Raw genomic sequence first — 22,509 nt, 5'->3', positions numbered from 1 at the left:
GGCAGACGACTTACTGGGGTCTGGTAAGTTCTCTCTCGGGCCATCGGGTTTGCTGCTTTATCAAACAAGTGCAATCACGACTGGCCTCTCGGTAAACCATATCTGGTCCGTTCTTGGGGCGGATAGCAGGCCGGACATGAACCGCACCGAACTCCAGCCGTTTATCGGCTGGCATATCGGCAAGGGACGAACAATTTCGGCAAATCTTGATGCTGACTATCATTGGACAGCCAATCAATGGACTGTGCCAGTGTCGGGGTCATTCTCGAAGATCGTGAAGCTTGGCGATCAAACGATGAATCTGTCGCTCGGAGCGAAACATTGGCTGGAAGGTCCAGACGAAGGCCCCAAACGGTCAAATAGCGCGGTCGTCACACAGGAACAATGATGTCAAAGGCCAGCGACCTTTTTCAGATCATCGACGGCTCCGGAGGAGGCTGCAAACACAGGATGGCCTTTAAGTATATTCGCGCCGTTCACAGGGAATGGATGGGTGTACCCGCCAGCTTCGCGCACGAGACAAAAGCCAGCCATGCAATCCCATGCGTGCATGTAAGGCTCGTAGTAGCCGACGAGCCTGCCTGCCGCCACATAGGCGATCATTAGGGCGCCCGACCCATTGCGTATGAAAGTGCCACCGGCTTCCAGCAGATTTTCGACGATCTTCGCCACGGTTTGTGGGGTGACATAGTTATTTGCGCCGATGCCTGTGACTGCGTTTTGAAGTGTCTTCATTGAATCGAGCGCCAGAATCTTGCCATTCAGCGTCGCGCCAAGACCTTTTGCCGATGCATAGAGCTCATCGAAACACGGTGCCTTGATAACGCCAATAACAGGCTCGCCGTCTTTCAAAACGGCAATCGACACACACCAGTTTGGCATACCGTTTACGAAAGGGCTTGTTCCATCAATGGGGTCGACAACCCAGGTAAAGCCCGATGATCCGTCGTTCAGTCCGTATTCCTCACCCAGAAAGCCGTCTTCCTGAAATTTTTCGGAAACAAGCGTGCGAATAAGCTGCTCCACTTCCCGATCAGCAATGGACACAACGTCTTGGGGATCACGTTTGAATTCTATGGTCAGCGCTTCGCGATTGTTGAAGTAGTCGAGTGCCTTGGCGCCAGCCGCCTGCGCAATGTCTTTGGCAAGCGCCAGCCGCGTTTCCAGATCGTATTGGAGATTGTGGGTCATTCTTTGCTTCCGGCGAGAGTGATGATCGGCACGTTTTGGCGGGCTATTGATTGATAAGCGCAAGCCCGCGTGACTTGAAGTGTATCGAGACATCCGTGGATGTTGGCAAGGCTTGTTCCGCTTCGGGGTCAACTATGAAGAGCTTGCCATGTTCCGTTTCGATCTCATACTCGATGTGATCGCCAAGATAAGCGGCGTGCGCCACGCGCCCCGGAAAATCGCCGCCGGCGAGCGGCTGCAGGTTAACGGCGTTCGGTCGGATCGCCAGTTGTGCAGGCCCTATTTTGGCATTACGCGCAGCGACACGGTGGGTCATTGCGCCAATGCGTATGACGGCCTCGTTATTCTCGGTGGCGATCACTTCGCAGGGCATGACATTGGCCTCGCCCATGAAGTCCGCGATAAAAGCCGATGCCGGTGACTCATAGAGTTCACGCGGTGTGCCTTTCTGCGCAATATTACCATCCTTCATTACGATGATCGTATCGGATACGGCCAGTGCTTCATCTTGATCATGCGTTACATAGACTGCCGTGAAACCAAGCCGTTGCTGCAATTCGCGGATTTCCGTGCGCACGCGCCGCCGAAGCCGTGCATCGAGGTTGGATAGCGGTTCGTCGAGAAGCAGCACTTGTGGTTCCAGCACCAGAGCACGCGCCACGGCCACGCGCTGCTGTTGTCCGCCCGAAAGCTCGGCGGGCAGCCGGTGGCCCATGCCGCCCAAACCAACCAGCTTCAGTCCTTCTTCTGCTCGGTCGCGGGCTTCGGCTTTCTTGATGCCGGAAGATTCCAGCCCATAGGCGACGTTATCCAGCGAATTCATATGTGGAAACAGTGCGTAGGACTGAAACACCATCGAAACATCGCGTTCATTGGCTGGAAGATTTGTGACGTCCTTGCCGCCGATCAGAATGCGGCCCGAGCTTGGGTGTTCCAGCCCCGCCAGCAGCCGCAAAGTGGTGGTCTTTCCGCAGCCTGAAGGGCCGAGCAAAGTGACCAGTGTTCCCGGTTCGACAATCAGGGATAGATCGGGCAGGGCGGTGAAGTTTCCAAATTTCTTGGAGACATTCTCGAATGTGACGGAGCCGGGGCGGATCGTCGTCATGCTATTTTCTCCTGATTGGCGGATTTGATCGGCGTGACAGCGGCGACACGATTTTCTCGCCTGAGTTTTCGTTCTCCGACAAGTAACTGAAAGCCGGTGATGATGGCGATCATCACCACAATCAGCATTGAGGAGTAGGCGATGGCGACGCCGAATTGCCCATTTTCAACCAGTCCAACGATGTAGGATGTCGCCATGTTATACTGCGCGGAAACCAGGAAGATGACGGCACTGATTGATGTGATCGCGCGCACGAAGGAATACACCAGCGCTGCGGTTATGGCGGGGCGCAGGAGTGGCAGAATGACCTTGCGAATGGTGCGGAAGCTGTTTGCCCGCAAGGTCAGGGACGCTTCATCAAGGCTTTTGTCGAGTTGGCTCATTGCAGCGACGCCGCCTCGCACGCCGACAGGCATGTTACGGAAAACGAAGCAGGCGATGAGGATTGCCGCAGTGCCGGTCATTTCGAGCGGCGGCAGATTGAACGCCATGATGTAGCTGACACCGATCACCGTGCCCGGAATTGCAAAGCTCAGCATCAATGCGAATTCGAACAGATTGCGGCCGACAAAGCGTTGCCGAACAATCAGATATGCGGTGAGCAAGCCAACAGCGGCTGTGAGCGGTGCTGAGATCAGCGAGATTTCCATTGTGGTCCAGAAGGAGTTCCATGCAACACCGGTCCAAGCAATGCCGGTCTCGGTCCAGCCAATGGAGAAGGCGCGGGTATAATGCTCCAGCGTCAATGTATTATCGAGTCCCCACTGGCGCACAAAGCCGCCGATAAGGATCATGAGATAGACGATGACGGTGAATATCATCCACGGGATAACAAGCACGTAGACGCCGACTTTCAACCCGTGTGGCAAGGCGGCATGCACGCCAGAATCGCCCTTGCCGGTTACGGTCGCGAAGTTTTTGCCAGCGAGCCAAAGGCGCTGGATAAGGAAGGCGCTGAGAGTGAAACACAGCAACACCATGGCGAGGACAGCTGCGCGCGATGGATCATTTTGCGCACCCACCACTGCAAAGAAGATTTCCGTCGACAGCACGCCGTTGCTGCCGCCCAGAACCATCGGATTGCCGAAATCGGCCATGCTCTCGATGAAAGCGATAAGGAAGGCGTTGGCAAGGCCCGGCGCCATCAATGGCAGCGAGACCTTTCGGAAAGTGCGCCAGCGGTCTGCGCGCAAGGTTTGCGACGCTTCCTCCATCGACGGCGACACCCCCTCAACAACGCCGATGAGGACCAGAAATGAAATCGGCGTAAAGGAAAGAACCTGCGCAATCCAGATGCCGGTCAAGCCATAGAGCCAACGCCCCGGCTCGACACCGAATATGTTGGAGATCTGTTCCGTGACCACGCCCGCGCGCCCGAACAACAAGGTAAGGGCCAAACCGACGACGAAAGGCGGCGTGATGATTGGAAGGATGGTGAGAAGTCGAAGTCCTTTCTTGAAAGGGAAGTTTGTGCGCGTCGCCACCAGGGCAAAGGCAAGGCCCATGATTGTCGAGCCAGAGGCCGTCATCAGTGCAAGCCATAAGGTGCGCCATGCAACACCGCAGCGACCTTCCCCCACCACGCAGGCGAGGCTCCAGATGGAGGAATCTTGTATGTTTCCGATGAACCCCTCCGGCTTGAACGAACCGTCGAAGTCCTGAACGGAACCGACAAACATGCTGAGCACCGGGTAGAAAACAAATACACCTACCAATGCGACGAGCATGGTAATGGAGGAAACGACGAAAGCATCGCCTTTCATCACGCCACGTTCAGCAAGACCGAAGGCGAAAATTAGCAAAAAGCAGAGAGAGGTCAGGATTGCGCCTGCACCAAAGGCTGGTTGTCCATCGCTTAGTGCACCAAAGCAGTTTTCACTGATTGTCCAATTCCAACCGGAACCGCCAACAGCCAGCCCTTGAAGGACGAGAAACCCCAGACCAAAAAGGCTTGCCCAGATCAAAATGGAACTGCGCCTGCCCACAGGCAAGGCTATGCGGGCAAATGCACAAACAAGCATAAGGGCCGCCGCAACGCCGAGCCAGGGACGGGAAAAAGCAACGATTTGCAGGATGCCGGGTGCAGTTGTGCTTTCGCTGAACAGGTCGCCAAGCCAGCCAAAACCAAGAAAGCCGTCTTCTATCCGATACCAGGGCAGTAAGACGAAGGCCACCAGCGCAAATGCGAGAGCAATATCCAGTCTGCGGTTTTGCTGTACCATAGTGCGTCCGCTTCATTTCGGGTCTTGGAATTGTTGCGATGAATGGCGAGGCGTTAGCGGCAACGCCATTCAGGCAGACGCGTTGCCGGAAGCGGCAACGCGTTCAAACGGTGATCGAAGGTTTAAAACCCATCAGTTGGCGTGCGCGCCAATTTCCTTGTCCCAGCGCTCCAAGAGCTCCTTGCGTTTTGCAGGGTCACCATAGGTCTTGAAGTCATAATCGATGAGTTTGATGTCTTCGAAGCGCGGTGATTCCTTCGGCACTTCAGCAGACTTGTTCGATGGAAGCTGGAAGGATTTGGCATCCTTCATATGAGATTGTACTTCCGCGGTTAGCGCCCAGTCATACCATTTCTTGGCGTTGTCGAGGTTCTTTGCGCCTTTAATAATGGACATGGAGCCGATTTCGTAACCGGTGCCCTCACACGGCGCGACGGATTTGACCGGGAAACCTTCGGCAGTCATCGACACCGCATCATGCATGAATACGATACCAATGCCGGTTTCACCACGCGCGGCGGATTTGACTGGTGCCGAGCCTGATTTGGTATATTGGGAGACGTTCTCATTGAGCTTCTTGAGGTAATCATAGGCCTTGTCTTCGCCCATGATCTGTACCAGCGTTGCAAGCGCCGTATAGGCCGTGCCGGAAGAGTTGGGATTGGCCATCTGAATTTCGCCCTTGTAGGACGCATCCAGCAAGTCAGCCCAGCATTTTGGTTCTTTGAGCTGCTTCTTGGCAAGAATATCGGTATTGTAGCCCCAGCCGAGAGCGCCGGCATAGACGCCAACCGTGCGATAGTTCGCGCTTTCCGCCTGCTTCTTGGCCCAATCTTGCAATTGATCAAGCATCGGTGATTTATATTCGAGCGTCAGCCCTTCGCCAGCGGCCTGCAAATGGGGATCGCCCGTGCCCGCCCACCAGATATCTGTTTTTGGATTGCGGGCCTCTGCGCGAACCTTGGCATAGGTTTCGCCTGAAGAAAGCCGCACCATGTTTACACTGATGCCGGTGTCTTTTTCGAACATGTTTTTCATTTGCTCGCAGATCACTACATCTGCCGAACAAATCAGATTGAGATTGCCAGCCGCATGGGCCGCAAAAGCCATTGACGAGATACCGGCGGCAAGCGCCGCAACCAAAAATGTCGAACGCATTCTTTCCCTCCCATTTTACGACGCCTCCACGTCGACGTTTTTGCAAACGTGTGCACAGTCTTGGCCTTTTATCGATAGCTGTCAACGGTTTTGCAAAATTCATTCTGAATTTCCCTGAAATAGTTCAATTGTTCTGTTTGATACGAAAATATGCACAGCCGTGCAGGGTGCGCCCCAAATTGCGTTGGCGATTATATATGAATCGTATATGGTATGCTTATCAACCGTAAGTTTGGAGCCAACGATGGGTATAGTGAAGATCGCCGATGATCTGCATGAAGAATTGCGCAAGGCGAGCGATGTCATGTGCCGTTCGATCAATGCGCAGGCAGAATACTGGATGAAAATCGGCATGCTGGCGCAGGCCAATCCAGATATGTCATTCAACGAAATCGTGCAGATGCAGTTGCGCGCCGCACAGGTGGAAATTCCGGTCATGGCTGTACGGCCATCATGACCAAGACGCCCGCCGAATTGGAACAGATGGCGATTTCAGGAGCGTTGTTGGCTTCTGTTTTCACACTGCTGGACCGTACACCGCTTGCCGGTATGACAACGATGCAGGTCAACGATCTGGTTGAGGGTTACATTACGGGTGAGTTGAAAGCGCGACCCGCCAGCAAAGGACAATATGATTATCCCTTTGTTCTGAACTGTTCGAAGGACGATGTCGTCTGCCACGGAATGCCGTCCCATGGTGATGTTATCGCTAATGGCGAAATCATCAATTTCGATATTACGCTTGAAAAGGGTGGCTATATCGCGGATTCCAGCAAGACTTACATGATCGGCGACGTCGCGCCGTTTGCCTCCCGTCTTGTACGCGTGACTTATGAAGCCATGTGGAAAGGCATTGCAGCGGTTCGACCCGGCGCCACGTTGGGCGATATTGGTTACGCCATTGAGCGTCATGCCAAGCGGAACGATTACAGCATTGTGCGCGAGTATTGCGGCCACGGCATCGGACGAGAGATGCATGAAGAACCGCAGGTTCTGCATTTCGGCAAACCGGGTACGGGGGTTCGCTTGCGCGAAGGCATGGTTTTCACCATCGAACCAATGCTCAATCAGGGAACGGCCAAGGTGAAAACCGAAAAGGATGGATGGACCGTCGTCACGCGCGACGGAAAACTATCGGCGCAATTCGAGCACACAGTTGCCGTCACCGGCAATGGCGTGCGTGTGCTGACCTTGCGTCCGGACGAAAAGAAAATGCTGGCAGCCATAAAGCATGCAGTATGACTGCCGGTTTGGCTATCGATTGTTCTTACGCCGCCATGTCTGGAATTTCTGTTCGAATTTCTCCTTGGTGCAGGGATAAAGCCCAATTATCGCTTCACCGTTCTTGACCTCTTCGAGCACGAAATCTTCGTATGTTTCCATCCCGATGCACTCCTCGGCGATTTCTTCGCAAAGATGCGCCGGAATGACCATGACGCCATCCGCGTCGCCGACCAGCACGTCGCCGGGGAACACGGCGGCGTCGCCGCACGAAATCGGTACATTAATGTCGATGGCTTCGTGCAAAGTCAGATTTGTTGGCGCCGATGCTTTTGCGCAATAGGCGGGCATGGATAATTCGCCAATTCCGGTCACGTCACGAAAGCCGCCATCGGAGACAATGCCTGCCGCGCCACGCAGCGCAAGTCGCGTTACCAGTATCGACCCAGCGGTTGCCGCACGTGCATCCTTGCGTGCATCCATAACCAGCACCCAGCCGGGCGGGCAGGTTTCGATCGCAACACGCTGTTTGTGATTAGGATTGCGGAAAACAGTAATCGGGTTTCGATCTTCACGCGCGGGAATGTAACGCAAGGTAAAGGCCTGTCCGACCATGTTTTCGGGCTTGCGCGCCACCTGAAGCGCACCTTGAATGAACTGATTACGCAAACCGCGTTTATAAAGCGCCGTAGCAACCGAGGCCGTCGAGACCTTCTTCAGTTTGGCGCGGGTTTCTTCCGAGAGAACATAATCGGTCATGGTCTGCCTCTTAATAGATCACCGGTTCATCAACCGGACGGCCAAAGTCGGTTTTCAGGAAATCGAAGTCGCAACCCTTGTCGGCCTGTTCCACATGTTTGGAAAACACAAAGCCGTAGCCACGTTCATATTTGGGTTCAGGTGTCTTCCAGGCGGCGCGGCGTTCAGCCAGTTCTTCGTCTGGAACAAGCATGTTCAGGCTGCGGGCGGGGATATCCAACTCGACCATATCGCCGGTCTTGAGCAGGGCTAGCGGCCCTCCAATGAAGGATTCCGGTGCAACGTGGAGCACACAGGCGCCAAAACTTGTCCCCGACATGCGGGCATCGGAAATGCGCACCATATCGCGCAGGCCGAGCTTCAAAAGTGCCTTCGGCATCGGGATCATACCCCATTCCGGCATACCCGGTCCGCCTTGTGGTCCGGCATTGCGTAAGACAAGCACGGTGTCCGGCGTCAGGGGATAATCGGGATCATCAATGATCTTTTTCAGCTCGGGGTAGCTGTCTGCAACCAATGCCGGGCCTTTATGGCGATGAAATTTCGAGTCGCAGGCCGCTGGCTTGATAACCGCGCCATCGGGACACAGGTTCCCCTTCAAGACCGCCAGTGACCCCTCATGATAGACGGGGTTGGAAAGCGGGCGGATAACATCATCGTTCCAAACCTGGACCTTCTCCAGCCCTTCCACCAACGCCTCACCTGTCACGGTGATAGCCGTGGGATCCAGCTTGTCGGTAAGCTGTTTCATCAATGCGCGGATGCCGCCTGCATAATAGAAATCTTCCATCAGATATGTCGTTCCCGATGGCCGAATATTGGCGATCACAGGTGTGGTGCGCCCGATGCGGTCGAGGTCGTCCAGCTCCAGTGGAATGCCTGCGCGCCGCGCCATGGCAATCAAATGAATGATGGCATTGGTTGAACAGCCGGTGGCCATGGCGACGATAACGGCATTTTTGACAGCAGCAGGTGTAATGATCTGATCGGGTTTCAAATCGTCCCAGACCATATCGACAATGCGGCGTCCGCATTGGGTCGACATGCGTTGGTGGTTGGCGTCGGATGCCGGTATGGACGATGCACCGGGGAGGGAAAGGCCCATGGCTTCGGCAATCACGGTCATCGTGGACGCGGTGCCCATCGTCATGCAATGCCCATAGCTGCGCGCAATACCGCCTTCTATGCCTTGCCATTCTTCCTTACCGATGGTGCCTGCGCGGCGCTCGTCCCAGAACTTGAACATGTCAGTGCCCGACCCGAGCGTTTTCCCGGCATAATTGCCGCGAAGCATTGGACCTGCGGGCAGGAAAATGAAGGGTAGACCGGCGCTTGTTGCCCCCATGATGAGTGCAGGCGTGGTCTTGTCGCATCCGCCCATCAAAATGGCTCCATCGACCGGATGCGAGCGCAGCAGTTCTTCGGTCTCCATCGCGAGCATGTTGCGATAGAGCATTGTTGTGGGTTTCACGTAGCTTTCAGACAAGGACAGAGCGGGCAGTTCAAGGGGAAAGCCGCCTGCCTGCAATATGCCGCGTTTGACCCATTCGACCCTATCCTTGAAATGGGCATGGCAGGGCTGCGCATCCGACCATGTATTGATGATCGCGATGATGGGCTTGCCCTCCCAGTCCACCGGATCATAACCCATCTGCATGGTTCTGGAACGATGGCCCGAAGAACGCTGATCATCCGGCAACATCCAGCGCGCAGAACGCAGATCGGCATATTGCTTCCTGGGCATTTCAATATCTCCCCGAAAATTTTCGGCCCGACCTGTTATCAGCGAGCCTGCTTTAGTTGTGACTGTGCCCCACGGCTCGTGCAAAGCTAATCGCCACGCGTATAGTCCTGTGCTGTAAAAGCACCACCCTGATAGCGCCGCGTGATCGGATCGCCAGTTTCGGCGAGGTCGCCAAAACGCGAGGCGTCATCCTGCGGCACATAACCGATGCGGCTGGCATCGTCCTTTTCCCACCAGCGCCCGGCATTGGCGGAAATCCCCCAGACAACGGCAAAGCCGGTTTCCTGCGCCTCGACCGATCCGATCAACAACCGCACCAAGTCGTCTTGCGAAAGCCAGGTGGCGAGGTGTCGCGCTTCGGTTGGTTCAGGAAGGCAGGAGCCGATGCGCACGTGAACGCTTTCGACGCCGTGTTTGTCGAACATCATTTGGCCTAGCAGTTCACCATAAGCTTTCGACAATCCGTAATAGCTATCAGGCTTGAAGGGATCATTGCTGCTCAGCACCGCATCGCGTTCATAAAAGCCAATCGTATGATTGGAACTTGCAAAAATCACCCTTTGCTTTTCAGCGCGCGCAGCCTCGAAAATATGTGTAACGCCGAGAAGGTTAGCACGGGCGATCAGATTGTAAGGCTTTTCGATACTGATGCCGCCAAAATGCAATATCGCATCGGTTCCGCAAACCAGTTCGGCAACCGCATCGGCATCGCTCAGATCCGCCTGTATGAATTCTGCACCTTCGGGCAAGGCATCGGGGAAGGGCTCAATGTCGGATAAGCGCAAACGGTAACCGGCTTGTGACAGTTTTCGGGTGAGCATACGGCCAAGATTGCCGGAAGCCCCGGTCAAAAGGAGGTGTTTCATTCAATTAAATTCCCTTCATGCGCGCCACTTTTGCCCCGGCAACGGTGCTGGTTGCGAGATGCACACCGCCCGATTGCGGAGCTTCGGCCAATTTGTCGGCGGGCGCCAAGCGATGCGAAGTCAGCGCGATCTGCTTCAGATCGGGACCGCAGAAACAAGGCATTGTCGGTGCCGGAACCGGAACTGGAAAGCTAGCGAGCAGATTTCCATCCGCATCGAAGCGGTTCAGGACACCAGCTGACACACCCGCACTCCAGTAAGCGCCTTCGGCATCGCATGCGCCGCCGTCCGGTCTGCCGGTAATTTCGTCGAGGTCGCGAATGCGTCTCTGGTTGCTAATACGGCCCGCCGCGCGGTCAAAGTCGTAACGGTCGATCCATGGTCCCCGGGAATCCGTATGGAACATCGTGGTCGCGTCCGGTGTCCATGCAAGGCCGTTTGATACCTCAAATCCCTTTGCCATGACCGCAGCTTGCCCATCAGCAGTGACACGATAAAGCTTTGCGATAGGCTCACGTGTTGGGCGACAATCCATGCTGCCGATCCACAGCGCGCCGTCGGGACCGATCTTGCCATCGTTGAGCCGCGATGTTTGTGGCTCATTATAGCCGCTCCACAGGGGCTGCCTGTCACCGCTATCCGGATCGAACAGAATGATTTCGCGTGCCAGCGCGACGATCAGCTTACCGCTTTCGGCAAGCCCGACGCATGGAACCTCGGCTTCAAAGGTCCAGTCTCGAACCGGGCCGTGTTCAAGGTCGATTTCGTAAAGCTTGCGCCCATTGATATCGCAGGCAAAAAGCTTCGCCCGGCGCTCGTCCCAGACGGGGCTTTCCATCAATGCGCCGCGCAGATCGGCAATACAGTGAAACGGTCCAATCATAATGCGTCTGTCTTTCTGCGGATAACATCCGGGTGGTTAAGAACGAAATCGGAGAGCTCCAAGCCAAGCCCGGCCCCTTCAAAGGGATAGATCATCCCGTTTTCAATCCGTGGCATCACCGTGACCAGATCGCGATACCATGAAGTGTAATAGGCCCGGACCGACTCTTGATAGATGGCATTGGGCGCATTGAGCGACAGGTGAATGGAGGCTGCGAAAACGACTGGTCCCGTGCAGTCATGCGGCGCAATAGGGCGCTGGAAGGCTTCGGCCATGGTGGCGATCTTCTTCGCTTCGGAAAGTCCGCCGCACCATGAAATATCCAGCATCACATAATCGGACGCATCGGCGCGCAGGACGTCGAGGAATTGAGCGCGGGTTGCCATTGTTTCGCTTGCACAAACCGCAATGCCGGATTTCTGGGCATAGACCGCAAGCGCTTGCGGATTCATCATTTTGACCGGATCTTCCGACCAGAACGGGCGGAACGCCTTTAGCTCACGCGCAATGGTCAGCGCCGATGTCAGGTCCCACATGGAATGGAATTCGACCATAATTTCAATTTTGTCGCCGACAGCATTGCGTATCTGGCGGAACGGCTCCAGAGCCTTGTCCAGATCCTGCGCATGGATGAAATTTCCCCCCGAAGCCACGGCGAATGGATCAAACGGCCATATCTTCATGGCCGTTATGCCTTCGGAGAGAAGACTTTCGGCAAGCGCGCCCGCATCACGGTGAAAGGCAAGCTGGTCCTCGTAAGGTCCTTCCTTGCCTTCGTCCGTATCGCCGATATAGCGACGCGCACCGCTTTTGTTATAGGTGTAGCCTGCACAGGTATTGTAGGTGCGGATGGAGTGTCGCGACAACCCGCCCAGCAGCTGGTGGATGGGCTGGCCGGCGACCTTGCCAAAAATATCCCAAAGCGCGATGTCGATTGCGGACGCGGCGCGAATTTCCACGCCGGAAGACCGAAAGCCGACATAAGGCTCCAGCAGGAGTTTGGATATCCGGTCGATCTCCAGTGGGTTCTGCCCGATTAGTTGCGGTGCGATATCACTATGGATATAGGCCGCCACGGCATTCGCGCCGCGAAACGTCTCGCCCAGACCCACAATCCTCTCATCGGTGTGGATTTGAACCCACAAGATGTTGTTCAGGTGCGGCAACTGCACCGTCTCCACAGCCGTGATCTTCATCATAGGCTCCTGTTCAGTCTGTCACGCTAATGCGCGGATGGTTGACGGTTGCGCGCAACAATTTGCGTGGGGTTGACGAAGCGCAGCGCCAAAAGAAGCCATACCAGCGAAGTCACCATGTAGATCACGGCCATGGCGTCGATGGATTGGACGGAACGAACACCGGCTGCGAACACCGAATAATAGAGTGCCACGACGAGTGTTTGCGATGTTGGGCCCGCTGTCAGGAAGGTGAGTTCAAACATGGCCACCGTTCGCACCAGAACCAGAAGCATGGCGGCGAGAACACCGGGCAGCAACATGGGCAGGAGCACATGGATGAAGAGCTTGAATGTCCCAGCGCCGAAAACCCGCGCCGCCGCCTCAACCTTGGGGTCGATCTGTTCAATGAAAGGGATCATGACGAGAATGACGAAAGGTACGGTCGGCACGAGATTGGCAAGAACGACACCCCAGAATGTTCCGCCGACACCGAATTTATAAAGAACGGTCGCGAGCGGAATACCGAAGGTTATTGGTGGCACGAGCAGCGGCAAAAGGAAGATCAGCAGCACGAATTTCTTACCGGGGAAATCGCGCCGCGCCATGGCATAGGCGGCGGTTACACCGAGAATGCCGGATAGGATCACAACGGCAAAGACCACCTGAAACGTCACCAGCAAGACTTGATCCAGCTGGAATTCCGCCCATGCGGCTGCATACCAGCGTGTCGTGAAGGCATCCGGCAGCCATGTGCCAAGCCAGCGTGTGCCGAAACTCGACACGACGACAGCCGTAATAACCGCCAGAACGTTGAGGACAAAGAAGCCGGTGAGAAGCCAGACGGCGGTGATCCAGAGTTTGGAGAGAAGGGATGTGTCGCGAACCATGATTTATCCCTTTCCGCCGGCTGTCGAGCCACGATAGAAAAGCGAGCGGACGCCAAGAAGTGCGCCAACGACGACCAACTGTACCGCTGCCATGATCATGGCAATTGAAGACGCCATGGAGTCGTCATATTGCTCGAACGCGGCCTGCGCCGCGGCAATGGATATGACGCGCGTGGGGCCGGATGGAGCGCCCAGAAGCACGGCGGATGGGAATACCGCGAAGGCCTGAACGAAGGTGAGGCAGGCCGCCACGACCAGACCGGGAACCAGCAGGGGCAACATGACATATCGAAAGCGCTGCCAGCTATTGGCTCCATGGGTGGCCGCCGCCCGTTCCAGTCCCGGATCGATGCCGGTTATATAGGAGAGCGTCAGTAGAAACGTGAATGGAAAAACGGTGATGACAAGTGAAGCGAACACACCCCAGTAATTATTGGTCAGCTTCAGCGGGCTGTCGATCAGGCCGATGAAAATCAGCGTGCGACTGAACCAGCCTTGCGGACCGAGATAGTTGAGAAGGCCTTCCGCGATCAGAACTGTGCCAAGCGTAATGGGCAGGACAAGTATGGTCGTCAGCAGCCGCTGGCGTCGCATCAATCGAACGCGCAAGGCGATTGGTACGGCAAACATCACACTGATGATCGTCACCGGAACAGCAAGCCAGAGGGTCGCGCCGATGGTTTTGTAAAGAAATGGATCGGAGAAGAATTTGGCGTAGTTGGCGAACGCGCCGCCTCCGTCCAGCGGATTGAACGACAGCACCAGCCCATAGAGGAATGGGTAGATGAAGACGCCCACCACGAACAGCAGCGCTGGGAGGATCAGTAATGTCACACCGTCGAAGCCGCGATTGGCGAGCCTTTGTCGCAGGCTGGGCGTTAATGGCGCCTCGGCGTATCGCTCTTGAGCTAGATCAACCATGCCTCAGTCCTCCGCCGGAAAGACGAGCGCATTGGCCGCATCAATGCCGAGCGCAATCTGGCTGCCCGGTTCGACGCCTTTCGGGCCGTGAAAGATCAATTCCAGACCTGTTTGCGTGCGCGCTGTGCCCACATATTCGCGACCGCGATATTCGATGGTTTCAACGGTTGCCTGCAACGTATTCTGATGGCCCGAGCCTGAAACGACATCGTCGCCGCGTGCCATCAAAACGGCTTCGTCGCCAGTTTTTAAGGCGTCAACCGCACGTCCCGTCAGCGCGCTACCAGCGACGTCAATGGTTGCCTGACCATTTTCGATGCGCGTGACCTTGCCGGGGAGGGCGTTTCTGAACCCCATGAAGGCTGCAACATCTCTGTAGAGCGGCGCTTCATAAAGTTCGTTGGGCCTGCCGACCTGACGAATTTCACCATCGCGCAACACCACAATGCGGTCTGCAAGCGACAGGGCCTCGTCCTGATCGTGCGTAACGTAGATCTTGGTGGAACCAAGCTGATTGTGGATGCGACGAATTTCGGCGCGCATTTCGAGGCGCAGTTTTGCATCGAGATTGGATAATGGTTCATCCATCAAGACCAGAGGAGGTTCGATGACAATTGCGCGGGCGATAGCCACGCGTTGTTGCTGACCGCCAGAAAGCTGTCCGGGGAGTTTTTCTTCCTGTCCCTGCAAGCGCACCAAAGCCAGTGCCGCACGCGCGCGCTTTTCGATCTCGCTTTTGGCGAGCCCGCGCATTTTAAGGCCAAAGCCGACATTCTGCAGAACGTTCATATGCGGAAACAGCGCATAGTTCTGGAAAACCATGCCAAAGCCCCGATCCTCAGGCTTCAACTGGTCAACGCGACGATTGTCGATATAGATGCCGCCGCCCGTCGTGCCGAGAAGACCGGCAATACAATTAAGAGCCGTGGATTTTCCGCAGCCGGAAGGGCCGAGAAGTGCGATGAACTCGCCTTTCCGGATGGTGAGGTTGATTTCCCTCAGCGCATTGAAAGTTCCGAATGAACGGCTCATCCGGTCTAGCCGGAGTTCTTGAAAGGACATTGACGCAAACACCATGATTTGTTTGGCGATCATGGGCGCTTCCAGACGAGCCGATGTGGCTCGCCTGGAAATACCCGCTTAAGAGCGCATCCCGAAAAGTGTGAAACGGTTTTTGGAAAGGATGCGCTTTAAAACGAAGGCCTTAGCTGGCCGCGACCTCTTCATCCCAGCGCCGGAATGCTGCGACGAGCGCCTCGGGTTCAAGTGGAAGTTCAATCGGGTTGTTGGCGATCCACTCGGCATATTCGGGCCGCCCGAACTCAGCTATGATGTTCTGGCTTTCCTTCGGCGCCATCTCGATCGTAACGTCTTTGACGGCTGGGCCCGGATAGAAATAACCAGCATCGTAAGAATAAGCCTGCTGGTCCGGCTTCAGCGCAAACTTGATAAACTCCATCAGGACGGCGATCTTCTCTTCCGAAACGCCTTTTGGAATTGCAAAATAATGCGCATCACAAACCCAATGGAAACCGTCGAGCTTGCTGACGCCCATTTCCTTCGGCACCACGCCCAGTGCACGTGGATTGATATCCCAGCCGGTGGTGGTCACCGTCATGTCGCGGGTGCCTTCGCCCAGTTCCTTCATCAGGGCGCCAGTGCCTGCCGGATAATATTCGATGTTCTTGTGCAGTTCCTTCAGATAGGCCCAGGTTTTATCCCAGCCCTTGATCGGGTCTTTTGGATTGCTGTCGCCGAGAAGATAGGGGAGCCCCATCAGAAATGTGCGGCCCGGGCCTGAATTAGCCGGACGTGCATAAATGAACTTCTTGGGATTTTCCTTTGTCCAGGCCAAAAGTTCTTCAGCGTTTTTTGGCGCGGTCTTGACCTTGTCGGGATGGTACTCAAGCAGCGGTCCCGACGGGTAGTAGGACACCACCACGCCTTTGCCCTTCGACATTTCCTGCATGCGCCATGCTGGCTCAAGATAGATGTCCTGAAGCTTGGGCAGGCCGTTTTCCGGCAAGGCGATGATGTCGGTCCAGATATCATCGGCAAGTCCTGCCGAGAGCGCGTCTGGGCCGACAATGACCAGATCGATATCGATGCGGTTGGCGCGCTGTTGGGCCTTGATCTTGCCCGGCAGTTCCGGCGCTGGCGCTTTATTGAAAGTAAAGCGCGAAACAAGCGCCTTTTGTTCGGATGCAAAATTATCAAATATGGGCTGGGTCAAAGCGAGGTTGCCCGCAGCATCGATAACATTCAGCGCAACGGGCGATGATGGCAGTTTAGCCGACTGGGCCCAAGCACGTTTCGGCAGCATGATACCCATGCCTGTTGCAAGCCCGGCCCCCGCCATGAATGTACGGCGTGAAATTCCCTTATTCATGTTCTCCTCCATTTTTGGTTCTGCGGTGCGCCCATCTTCTCCCTGTCAGGACGCCCTGATTTCATCTGTCAGACTAAGCCATCTGTCTCCCAAACCGCGACAATCTGCTGGAGCGTTTCGCGGTCATGCTTTTCGAGTTGCGGCAATCCGGGAAGCCGGACCTTACCCACGGCAAGCCCCTGAATTTGCAAGGCTTCCTTGACGACCGTAACGTTGGCGCCATTGCGGTATTTGGTGCGCATGGTTTCAAATTCAGCGATGCTTTCGACGACCGATCGCGCGCGGTCGTAATCACCGGCCTCCAACGCATTCCAAACAGCAAGCGAACGCTGCGGTGCGACATTGACCAGTCCTGAAGTGAAGCCCCGTCCGCCGAGCGCGTAGAAAGGCAGCGCCCAGCTTTCCGCGAGACCGCAAATCCAGGTCGCGTCCATGCCTTTTGTCGCCCGGCAGCATTCGAAGAAAAGCATCGTGTTTTGCGATGCGAATTTTACCCCTGCAACTTTCGGATGGGTGGCGAGCCTGACCATTTCATCAAGCGGGATCAGGTCAGAACGGATATAAGCGACGATGGGTAGATCAATCGCTTCAGCAATCGCGATAAAATAATCAACCTGCGCATGCGGGGCCGCGAAGGGATCGAGCGGATGGTGGATCATCACGCCGTCGGCACCTGCCGCGCTGGCAGCCTTTGCCACTTTTATGGCCTCACGTACCGAACGCCCCGCAGCAGCTGTGACCGCTGCCTTACCGGCGGCAGCTTCAATCGCTATCGATTGCAGGCGAATAACTTCGTCTTCCGTCAGGCTGTAGAACTCACCGGTGTTACCACCGCTGACGATATTATGAACGCCCGCATCGGCGATACGCGAAACGATTTTCGCCGTCAGCACCGGGTCGATTTCGCCCTGTGCGTCATAAGCGGTTGCATGCACGCCCGAAATGCCGCGAAGCACTTGGCGATAGCCTGCTAGATCCATTGTTTCCTCCCAATAGGCTGGTCAGAAGACCAGCTCGATATGCGTCTCCCCTGCCTTTACGATGTGCTCACGCATCAATCGCTCGGCCAAATCTCCGTTTCTTTTGGTAATCGCCAGCATGATAGCCTCATGCTCGTTGAATGATTGGCGCCGGACGTCGTCGCGAGACAGCACCGTGACCCGGGCCGCATGGTCATACATGCGCTGAGCGTTTTGCAGTCGTCGCAGATATTCACAACCGGACGCTTCATGAATGCCGTCGTGAAATTTCTCGTTCAGTTCAATCAATTCATCGACGTCGCCGGTTTCGACCGCCGCGCGCATTTCCTCAATGGTGGCGCGAAGAAAATCAAAGGCTTCCTCGCTTCCGTGTTTTGCAGCCTGCCGCGCAATGATGCTTTCCAGCGCAGCGCGCGCCAGCATCATCTCTTCCGCCTGACGTTCGCTGAAGCAGACAAAGGTACCGCGACGCGATTCCGTTCGAACCAGCCCTTCGCCCTCAAGCTGCCTCAGCGCTTCCTTGAGCGGACTGGTGCTGATGCCAAGATCGGCTGCAAGCTGACGTTCATTCAATTTCTCGCCGGATTTCAGCCGACCGGAAATAATTGCTTCCCGCAAGCTGTCATGCACATGGTCTCTGAGATTTCTCAGCTTAATCGGCTTGAGAGCTAATGCCTGCGAATCCAAAGCTCAAATCTCCCTGAAACTCCTCGCTTAAAGAAATAGCCGCCTATTTTGTGATATGTCAATATCTGATGTATCAGATTTTATGTCGCTAAATCCTGCCTGTCACATAACGCGTGAAGCGCATTTTGTTATTTTGTGGAGGCGGCGTCGGCATGCGATTGAGTTTTACGTTCTGGAAAACAAAAATGGCGCTGTAGCGCCATTCTCAATAAGCCCGAAACTGAGGTGAGAGTTATTCCGTCAGCGCCAGACGACGGCGAAGCCGTGCAGCCCTTCCACCAGCAACGTTGGCTGACAGCTTTTGAAAAGCGTCGAGATAATTGTCCTTGGTGCGAAGAATATGCGCAGCCAGTATCGTGGAGAGTCGGTCACGCTTGTTCTCGGCAAAGAGGCTGATCATATGCGCATGATCTTTATAGGAGCGGTCCGGTTCACCTTCTGCGCGAATGGCAAGATGAGTTCTCAAAGATGCCACGCGGCCTAGAATAAGATCGTAAGCATTTTTGAGATAGCGATTACCGCAGTGATGAAAGAAGGCAAGGTGGAATGCGGTATCGGCGCGGCCATAAGCCTGCATGTCGCCACGATCGATGGCCTCGGTCATGGCTTGCAACTGCTTCTGCAATTCGCTGACCGCCAGCGGAAGCGATTCTTGGGGCGTAAGCGCAATCGCTTGCTTTTCCAATCCAACGCGATAGTCGCAAAGTTCGGCAATGTCTTCCAGCGTCGGCGTGAAGACATAGGTGCCGGATTTTGGGACGATGATCACCAGCCCTTCCATCTGCAACAGATTGAGCGCTTCACGCACAGGCGTTCGGCTGACTTCAAATGCAGAGGCCAGAGTGTCTTCGGAGAGGTTTTCCCCAAAATCGAGCTCGGCGTCGACAATAGCCGCGCGTATTTTATCAGCGATCGTCGGGACAAGACTCTTGCGCGGGGGCGTTTTCGGCTTTGTCATGCCAGTACACGGTCTCCTCAAAGAATTTCCGACAGCGCGTTCAAGATCGCTGCCGGTAATGTGGTCTAGTCGCGTTTCGCTTTCAAGCTCATGCAGAGGAAGAAGCTGATGATCGGAAATACTGCAAGTACAAGAAGCGAGATAGAAAAACTATCGGTCGCCGTTTTGACCCAGCCCACAATATAGGGGCCAGTAAAGCCGCCAATCTGTGCAAAGCCGTTGATTGCAGCCAGACCGCCAGCTGCTGCTGCACCGGTGAGAAACTGTGTCGGCAAGGTCCAGAAAACACCGAGATAGGACCAGAGAAAGAACGCGCAGATGCAAAGCAGCAGCAGGCCCAGATAGGGGTTGGGCGCAAGCGCGCTGGCTGCGAGGAATAGGCCGCCGAACAGGCCGGCAATGGCCGTGTGAATCTTGCGCTCGCCGGTGCGGTCGGAACTGCGCGAAATGACGACCAGACCGAGTGCCGCGAAAATGAACGGTATGGCCGAGACAAAGCCAGACTGCAGGGTGGTCAGGCCAAAAGTCTTCACGATCTGCGGCAGCCACATAATCACACCATACACGGCGATACCGTTGAACATGTAGACCAACGTGAGGAGCCAAACCCGTAAATCGCTGAAGATTTCGCGCAGACTATGGCGTGTATCGGGCTGGGCGTTCTTTTCGTCAGCGGCAAGCTGTTCCAGAAGCCAGGCGCGTTCGTCCGCATCCAGCCATTTGCTGTCTTTCTGTGGTGAATCGACAAGATAGAAGAACGTGATAATGCCCAGCAGGACTGCGGGCAATCCTTCGAGGATGAACATCGCCTGCCAGCCGTGCAGGCCGAACAGGCCTTCACCAGCGTCGATCAGCCAGCCCGAAATGGGCGCGCCAATGACAATCGACAATACGGTTGCGGCCATGAAGAGGGCCGTCGCACGGCCACGCTCTTTGGCTGGGAACCAGTAAGTCAAATAGAGGAGTACGCCTGGCGCAAAACCAGCTTCGGCTACACCGAGCAGAAAACGCAGGATATAGAAGGACGTCGGTCCCTGCACGAAGGCCATCGCACAGGAGACAATGCCCCAGGTGACCATGATACGGGCGATCCAGATGCGCGGACCGACCTTGTGCAGGATCATGTTGCTGGGGATTTCAAAAGCCAGATAGCCGATGAAGAAAATTCCCGCGCCGAGGCCGAACATATAAGGCGTCAGGCCTATATCTTCGTTCATATGCAGTGCGGCAAAGCCGATATTCACGCGATCCAGATAGTTCACGATGAAGCAAATAAAGCAGAACAGGACAATGCGCATGTTGAGCTTGCGGATCGTCCGGTCGCGTAGACTGGTATTCAATTGAGCGCCGTCAGCACGGATAGCATCCGCCATGACATTCCTCCCTAAGCTTTGATGTCGCCCTCCGCGACACCTTTCGGCGGCACCTATAGACTGGAAAAGAAGTACGCACAAGTGCCATACATAAACTAGAACCCTAGTTGACAATCGGACCGATCTGGTCATTCTTGCCGCCGAATGAAACATGACGCCCTTTGTGGCGGGAGGATAGAAGTGCAGCAATCACAATCGGCAAACATCGGCTCCGGTTATTTCGTTGACCGAACGGTTTTGGTTACCGGCGGCGCATCGGGAATCGGGCGCGCCGTTACCGACAAGCTGGTCGGTCTCGGCGCGAAAGTTGCGGTATGGGACATCAATGCTGAGCGGCTTGCTGAATGTCAGTCAGTTCACGGCGAACGCGTGCTGACGGCCAACGTCAATGTTGCGGATCGCGCATCCGTTGAAGCCGCCATGGACGCGCTTGTCGGGTCGCTTGGTGGTGTTGACCATCTCTTGAACAATGCGGGTATCATCGGTCAGCGCATGACTGTCGAAGATATGAACGAGCCGGAACTCGACCGTGTTCTCGGGGTCAATCTGAAGAGCGCTTTCTATGTTTCCAGCGCCTTCATTCGCGCTCCTTCCAGTCGTGCGGATCGTTCCGTGGTGAATTTGTCTTCGATTGCCGCGCGCACCGGCGGTATGGTTGGCAATATCGTTTACGCAACCACCAAAGGTGCGATTGCGTCCTTTACTGTCGCACTTGCCAAAGAGCTTGCGCCGAAGGCACGTGTTAACGCATTGGCGCCCGGCGTCATCAACACGGAAATCCAGCAGGACGTTTTTGCCGATCCCGCCAATATTGAAGCGATGGCCAATATGATTCCGCTCAAAAGGCTTGGCACCGCCGCTGAAGTTGCAAATGCTGCGGTTTGGCTCCTGTCTGGAGAGGCGTCCTATATCACCGGTGTTGTCGTAGACGTATCCGGCGGTCGCTAACAGGGATAGCATAATGAAGAACACAGCTGAAAAATTGAGAGCTGATATTGAATCGGGTCGTCTGCTTCAGGCTCCGGGTGCCGCCGACGCATTGACTGCACGTCTGGTTGAGATGGCACAATTTCCCGCCATTTACATGACGGGTTTTGGGGCGACGGCCTCGCGGCTCGGTCTGCCGGATATCGGCCTGCTGTCGCAAACGGAAATGACAACGCATGCGCGTGACATGGTCCGGGCGGTTGATATTCCTGTGATTGCTGATGCTGACACCGGTTACGGTGGCCCCGCCAATCTCTGGCGAACGGTTGAAGAGTATATTCAGGCTGGCGTTGCTGCAATCCATCTTGAAGACCAGCAACTGCCTAAGCGATGCGGCCAGCGGACGGGCGTACGCGTCATTCCCGCAGAGGAAAACATTCGTCGTTTGCGTTGCGCTGTCGAAGCGCGCGGCCGGCATCCCATGTTGTTGATAGCGCGGACGGATGCAATCCAGAGCGAGGGCATCGACGAAGCCATTCGCCGTGCAAAACTCTATCAGGATGCAGGCGCCGATCTCGTTTTTGTCGATGGTATCAAGAAGATCGCTGAAGTTGAGGCGGTTTCCAAGGGCGTGCAAGGTCCCAAGGTTGTCAGCATTGTTGATGGCAACGAGACCACCGCACTCAGCGCAAAGGACCTGGAAGAGCTTGGTTTCAACGTTGCTTTCTATGCGCTTTCTGCTCTTTTCTCTGCGGTTAAAGCCGTTCGAGACACACTTGATGTGTTGAAGGCAGAAGGAACACCGCATAATCGCGCAAGCGCCATGGTATCATATGCAGAGTTCAGTGCTGTCACTGGACTTGCAGGGTATGATGCACTGGACGATCGTTACGGCTGGCCGGAACACAAGGAATAGTCCCAAACCAAAACAGGTGGCCCGCTTTCCGGCGGGTCACCTGTTTTTTGTCATGGTCGGGTTGGGGCAGGGGCTGCCCCAAGTGGGTTGTTTGTTATGCCTTGCCGAGACGCTTGCGCAATTCGGTGTTTTCGGAGCGAAGCT

22 protein-coding genes are annotated in these 22,509 nt (G+C 55.4%); 5 read left to right on the top strand and 17 right to left on the bottom strand.

The window, feature by feature from the left end:
• Positions 1-136 precede the first annotated feature (136 nt).
• On the top strand, positions 137-388 hold the full coding sequence (locus D8666_RS11525) for a hypothetical protein (RefSeq protein ID WP_121538030.1): 252 nt from the start codon (positions 137-139) through the stop codon (positions 386-388).
• A gap of 2 nt (positions 389-390) precedes the next feature.
• Here the strand turns inward: D8666_RS11525 and D8666_RS11520 are convergent, their stop codons facing one another.
• From D8666_RS11520 to D8666_RS11505, 4 genes are all read right to left on the bottom strand, one after another.
• Positions 391-1,191, bottom strand: coding sequence for an inositol monophosphatase family protein (locus tag D8666_RS11520; RefSeq protein ID WP_121538028.1), 801 nt, complete (start codon positions 1,189-1,191; stop codon positions 391-393).
• A 43-nt stretch (positions 1,192-1,234) separates the two neighbouring features.
• On the bottom strand, positions 1,235-2,296 hold the full coding sequence (locus tag D8666_RS11515) for an ABC transporter ATP-binding protein (RefSeq protein ID WP_121538026.1): 1,062 nt from the start codon (positions 2,294-2,296) through the stop codon (positions 1,235-1,237).
• On the bottom strand, positions 2,293-4,518 hold the full coding sequence (locus tag D8666_RS11510; RefSeq protein ID WP_121538024.1) for an ABC transporter permease: 2,226 nt from the start codon (positions 4,516-4,518) through the stop codon (positions 2,293-2,295). Before D8666_RS11510 ends, D8666_RS11515 begins: the two co-directional genes overlap by 4 nt.
• Before the next feature lie 132 nt (positions 4,519-4,650).
• Positions 4,651-5,676, bottom strand: a complete 1,026-nt coding sequence (locus D8666_RS11505; protein WP_121538022.1) for an ABC transporter substrate-binding protein — start codon at positions 5,674-5,676, stop codon at positions 4,651-4,653.
• A 244-nt stretch (positions 5,677-5,920) separates the two neighbouring features.
• Here D8666_RS11505 and D8666_RS11500 point away from each other — a divergent pair, with 244 nt between their 5' ends.
• The gene (locus D8666_RS11500; protein ID WP_109365955.1) at positions 5,921-6,133 is read left to right on the top strand and encodes a ParD-like family protein; all 213 of its coding nucleotides are present in this window, start codon (positions 5,921-5,923) and stop codon (positions 6,131-6,133) included.
• The gene (gene map, locus D8666_RS11495) at positions 6,130-6,918 is read left to right on the top strand and encodes a type I methionyl aminopeptidase (protein WP_121538020.1); all 789 of its coding nucleotides are present in this window, start codon (positions 6,130-6,132) and stop codon (positions 6,916-6,918) included. Before D8666_RS11500 ends, map begins: the two co-directional genes overlap by 4 nt.
• A gap of 12 nt (positions 6,919-6,930) precedes the next feature.
• On the opposite strand, the gene D8666_RS11490 is transcribed toward map, so the two are convergent.
• The 13 genes from D8666_RS11490 to D8666_RS11430 form a co-directional block, all read right to left on the bottom strand.
• Positions 6,931-7,656: a ribonuclease activity regulator RraA gene (locus D8666_RS11490; protein ID WP_121538018.1), complete on the bottom strand. Its 726-nt coding sequence runs from the start codon at positions 7,654-7,656 to the stop codon at positions 6,931-6,933.
• 10 nt (positions 7,657-7,666) lie between these two features.
• Positions 7,667-9,400 carry an L-arabinonate dehydratase gene (araD, locus tag D8666_RS11485; RefSeq protein ID WP_121538016.1) on the bottom strand — a complete coding sequence of 578 codons (1,734 nt, stop codon included), beginning with the start codon at positions 9,398-9,400 and terminating at the stop codon, positions 7,667-7,669.
• Positions 9,401-9,486: 86 nt separating this feature from the next.
• Positions 9,487-10,266 (bottom strand): NAD-dependent epimerase/dehydratase family protein, encoded by a 780-nt coding sequence (locus D8666_RS11480; RefSeq protein WP_121538014.1) that lies wholly within the window; start codon positions 10,264-10,266, stop codon positions 9,487-9,489.
• A gap of 4 nt (positions 10,267-10,270) precedes the next feature.
• Positions 10,271-11,149 carry an SMP-30/gluconolactonase/LRE family protein gene (locus D8666_RS11475; RefSeq protein WP_121538012.1) on the bottom strand — a complete coding sequence of 293 codons (879 nt, stop codon included), beginning with the start codon at positions 11,147-11,149 and terminating at the stop codon, positions 10,271-10,273.
• Positions 11,146-12,345: a mandelate racemase/muconate lactonizing enzyme family protein gene (locus D8666_RS11470; RefSeq protein ID WP_121538077.1), complete on the bottom strand. Its 1,200-nt coding sequence runs from the start codon at positions 12,343-12,345 to the stop codon at positions 11,146-11,148. Before D8666_RS11470 ends, D8666_RS11475 begins: the two co-directional genes overlap by 4 nt.
• A gap of 26 nt (positions 12,346-12,371) precedes the next feature.
• Complete coding sequence (locus tag D8666_RS11465; RefSeq protein WP_121538010.1) at positions 12,372-13,214, bottom strand: ABC transporter permease; 843 nt, start codon at positions 13,212-13,214, stop codon at positions 12,372-12,374.
• Positions 13,215-13,217: 3 nt separating this feature from the next.
• Positions 13,218-14,135: an ABC transporter permease gene (locus D8666_RS11460; RefSeq protein WP_121538008.1), complete on the bottom strand. Its 918-nt coding sequence runs from the start codon at positions 14,133-14,135 to the stop codon at positions 13,218-13,220.
• A 3-nt stretch (positions 14,136-14,138) separates the two neighbouring features.
• On the bottom strand, positions 14,139-15,212 hold the full coding sequence (locus D8666_RS11455) for an ABC transporter ATP-binding protein (RefSeq protein WP_209445982.1): 1,074 nt from the start codon (positions 15,210-15,212) through the stop codon (positions 14,139-14,141).
• 127 nt (positions 15,213-15,339) lie between these two features.
• Complete coding sequence (locus D8666_RS11450) at positions 15,340-16,494, bottom strand: extracellular solute-binding protein (RefSeq protein WP_235858945.1); 1,155 nt, start codon at positions 16,492-16,494, stop codon at positions 15,340-15,342.
• A gap of 98 nt (positions 16,495-16,592) precedes the next feature.
• Positions 16,593-17,504 (bottom strand): dihydrodipicolinate synthase family protein, encoded by a 912-nt coding sequence (locus D8666_RS11445; RefSeq protein WP_121538006.1) that lies wholly within the window; start codon positions 17,502-17,504, stop codon positions 16,593-16,595.
• A gap of 21 nt (positions 17,505-17,525) precedes the next feature.
• The gene (locus tag D8666_RS11440) at positions 17,526-18,134 is read right to left on the bottom strand and encodes a GntR family transcriptional regulator (RefSeq protein ID WP_121538071.1); all 609 of its coding nucleotides are present in this window, start codon (positions 18,132-18,134) and stop codon (positions 17,526-17,528) included.
• Positions 18,135-18,423: 289 nt separating this feature from the next.
• Positions 18,424-19,149 (bottom strand): GntR family transcriptional regulator, encoded by a 726-nt coding sequence (locus D8666_RS11435; protein WP_121538004.1) that lies wholly within the window; start codon positions 19,147-19,149, stop codon positions 18,424-18,426.
• A gap of 65 nt (positions 19,150-19,214) precedes the next feature.
• Positions 19,215-20,522, bottom strand: coding sequence for an MFS transporter (locus D8666_RS11430; RefSeq protein ID WP_121538002.1), 1,308 nt, complete (start codon positions 20,520-20,522; stop codon positions 19,215-19,217).
• Between the two features lie 180 nt (positions 20,523-20,702).
• Between D8666_RS11430 and D8666_RS11425 the strand changes: the two genes are divergently transcribed.
• On the top strand, positions 20,703-21,470 hold the full coding sequence (locus tag D8666_RS11425) for an SDR family NAD(P)-dependent oxidoreductase (RefSeq protein ID WP_235858944.1): 768 nt from the start codon (positions 20,703-20,705) through the stop codon (positions 21,468-21,470).
• A 13-nt stretch (positions 21,471-21,483) separates the two neighbouring features.
• Positions 21,484-22,365 carry an isocitrate lyase/PEP mutase family protein gene (locus tag D8666_RS11420; protein ID WP_121537998.1) on the top strand — a complete coding sequence of 294 codons (882 nt, stop codon included), beginning with the start codon at positions 21,484-21,486 and terminating at the stop codon, positions 22,363-22,365.
• The last annotated feature ends 144 nt before the right edge of the window (positions 22,366-22,509 follow it).

The sequence above is a fragment of the Ochrobactrum soli genome (assembly GCF_003664555.1).
Classification (GTDB): domain Bacteria; phylum Pseudomonadota; class Alphaproteobacteria; order Rhizobiales; family Rhizobiaceae; genus Brucella; species Brucella teleogrylli.
Note: the sequence above shows the minus strand (reverse complement) of the source record. Positions and strands in the feature narration are given on the sequence as shown.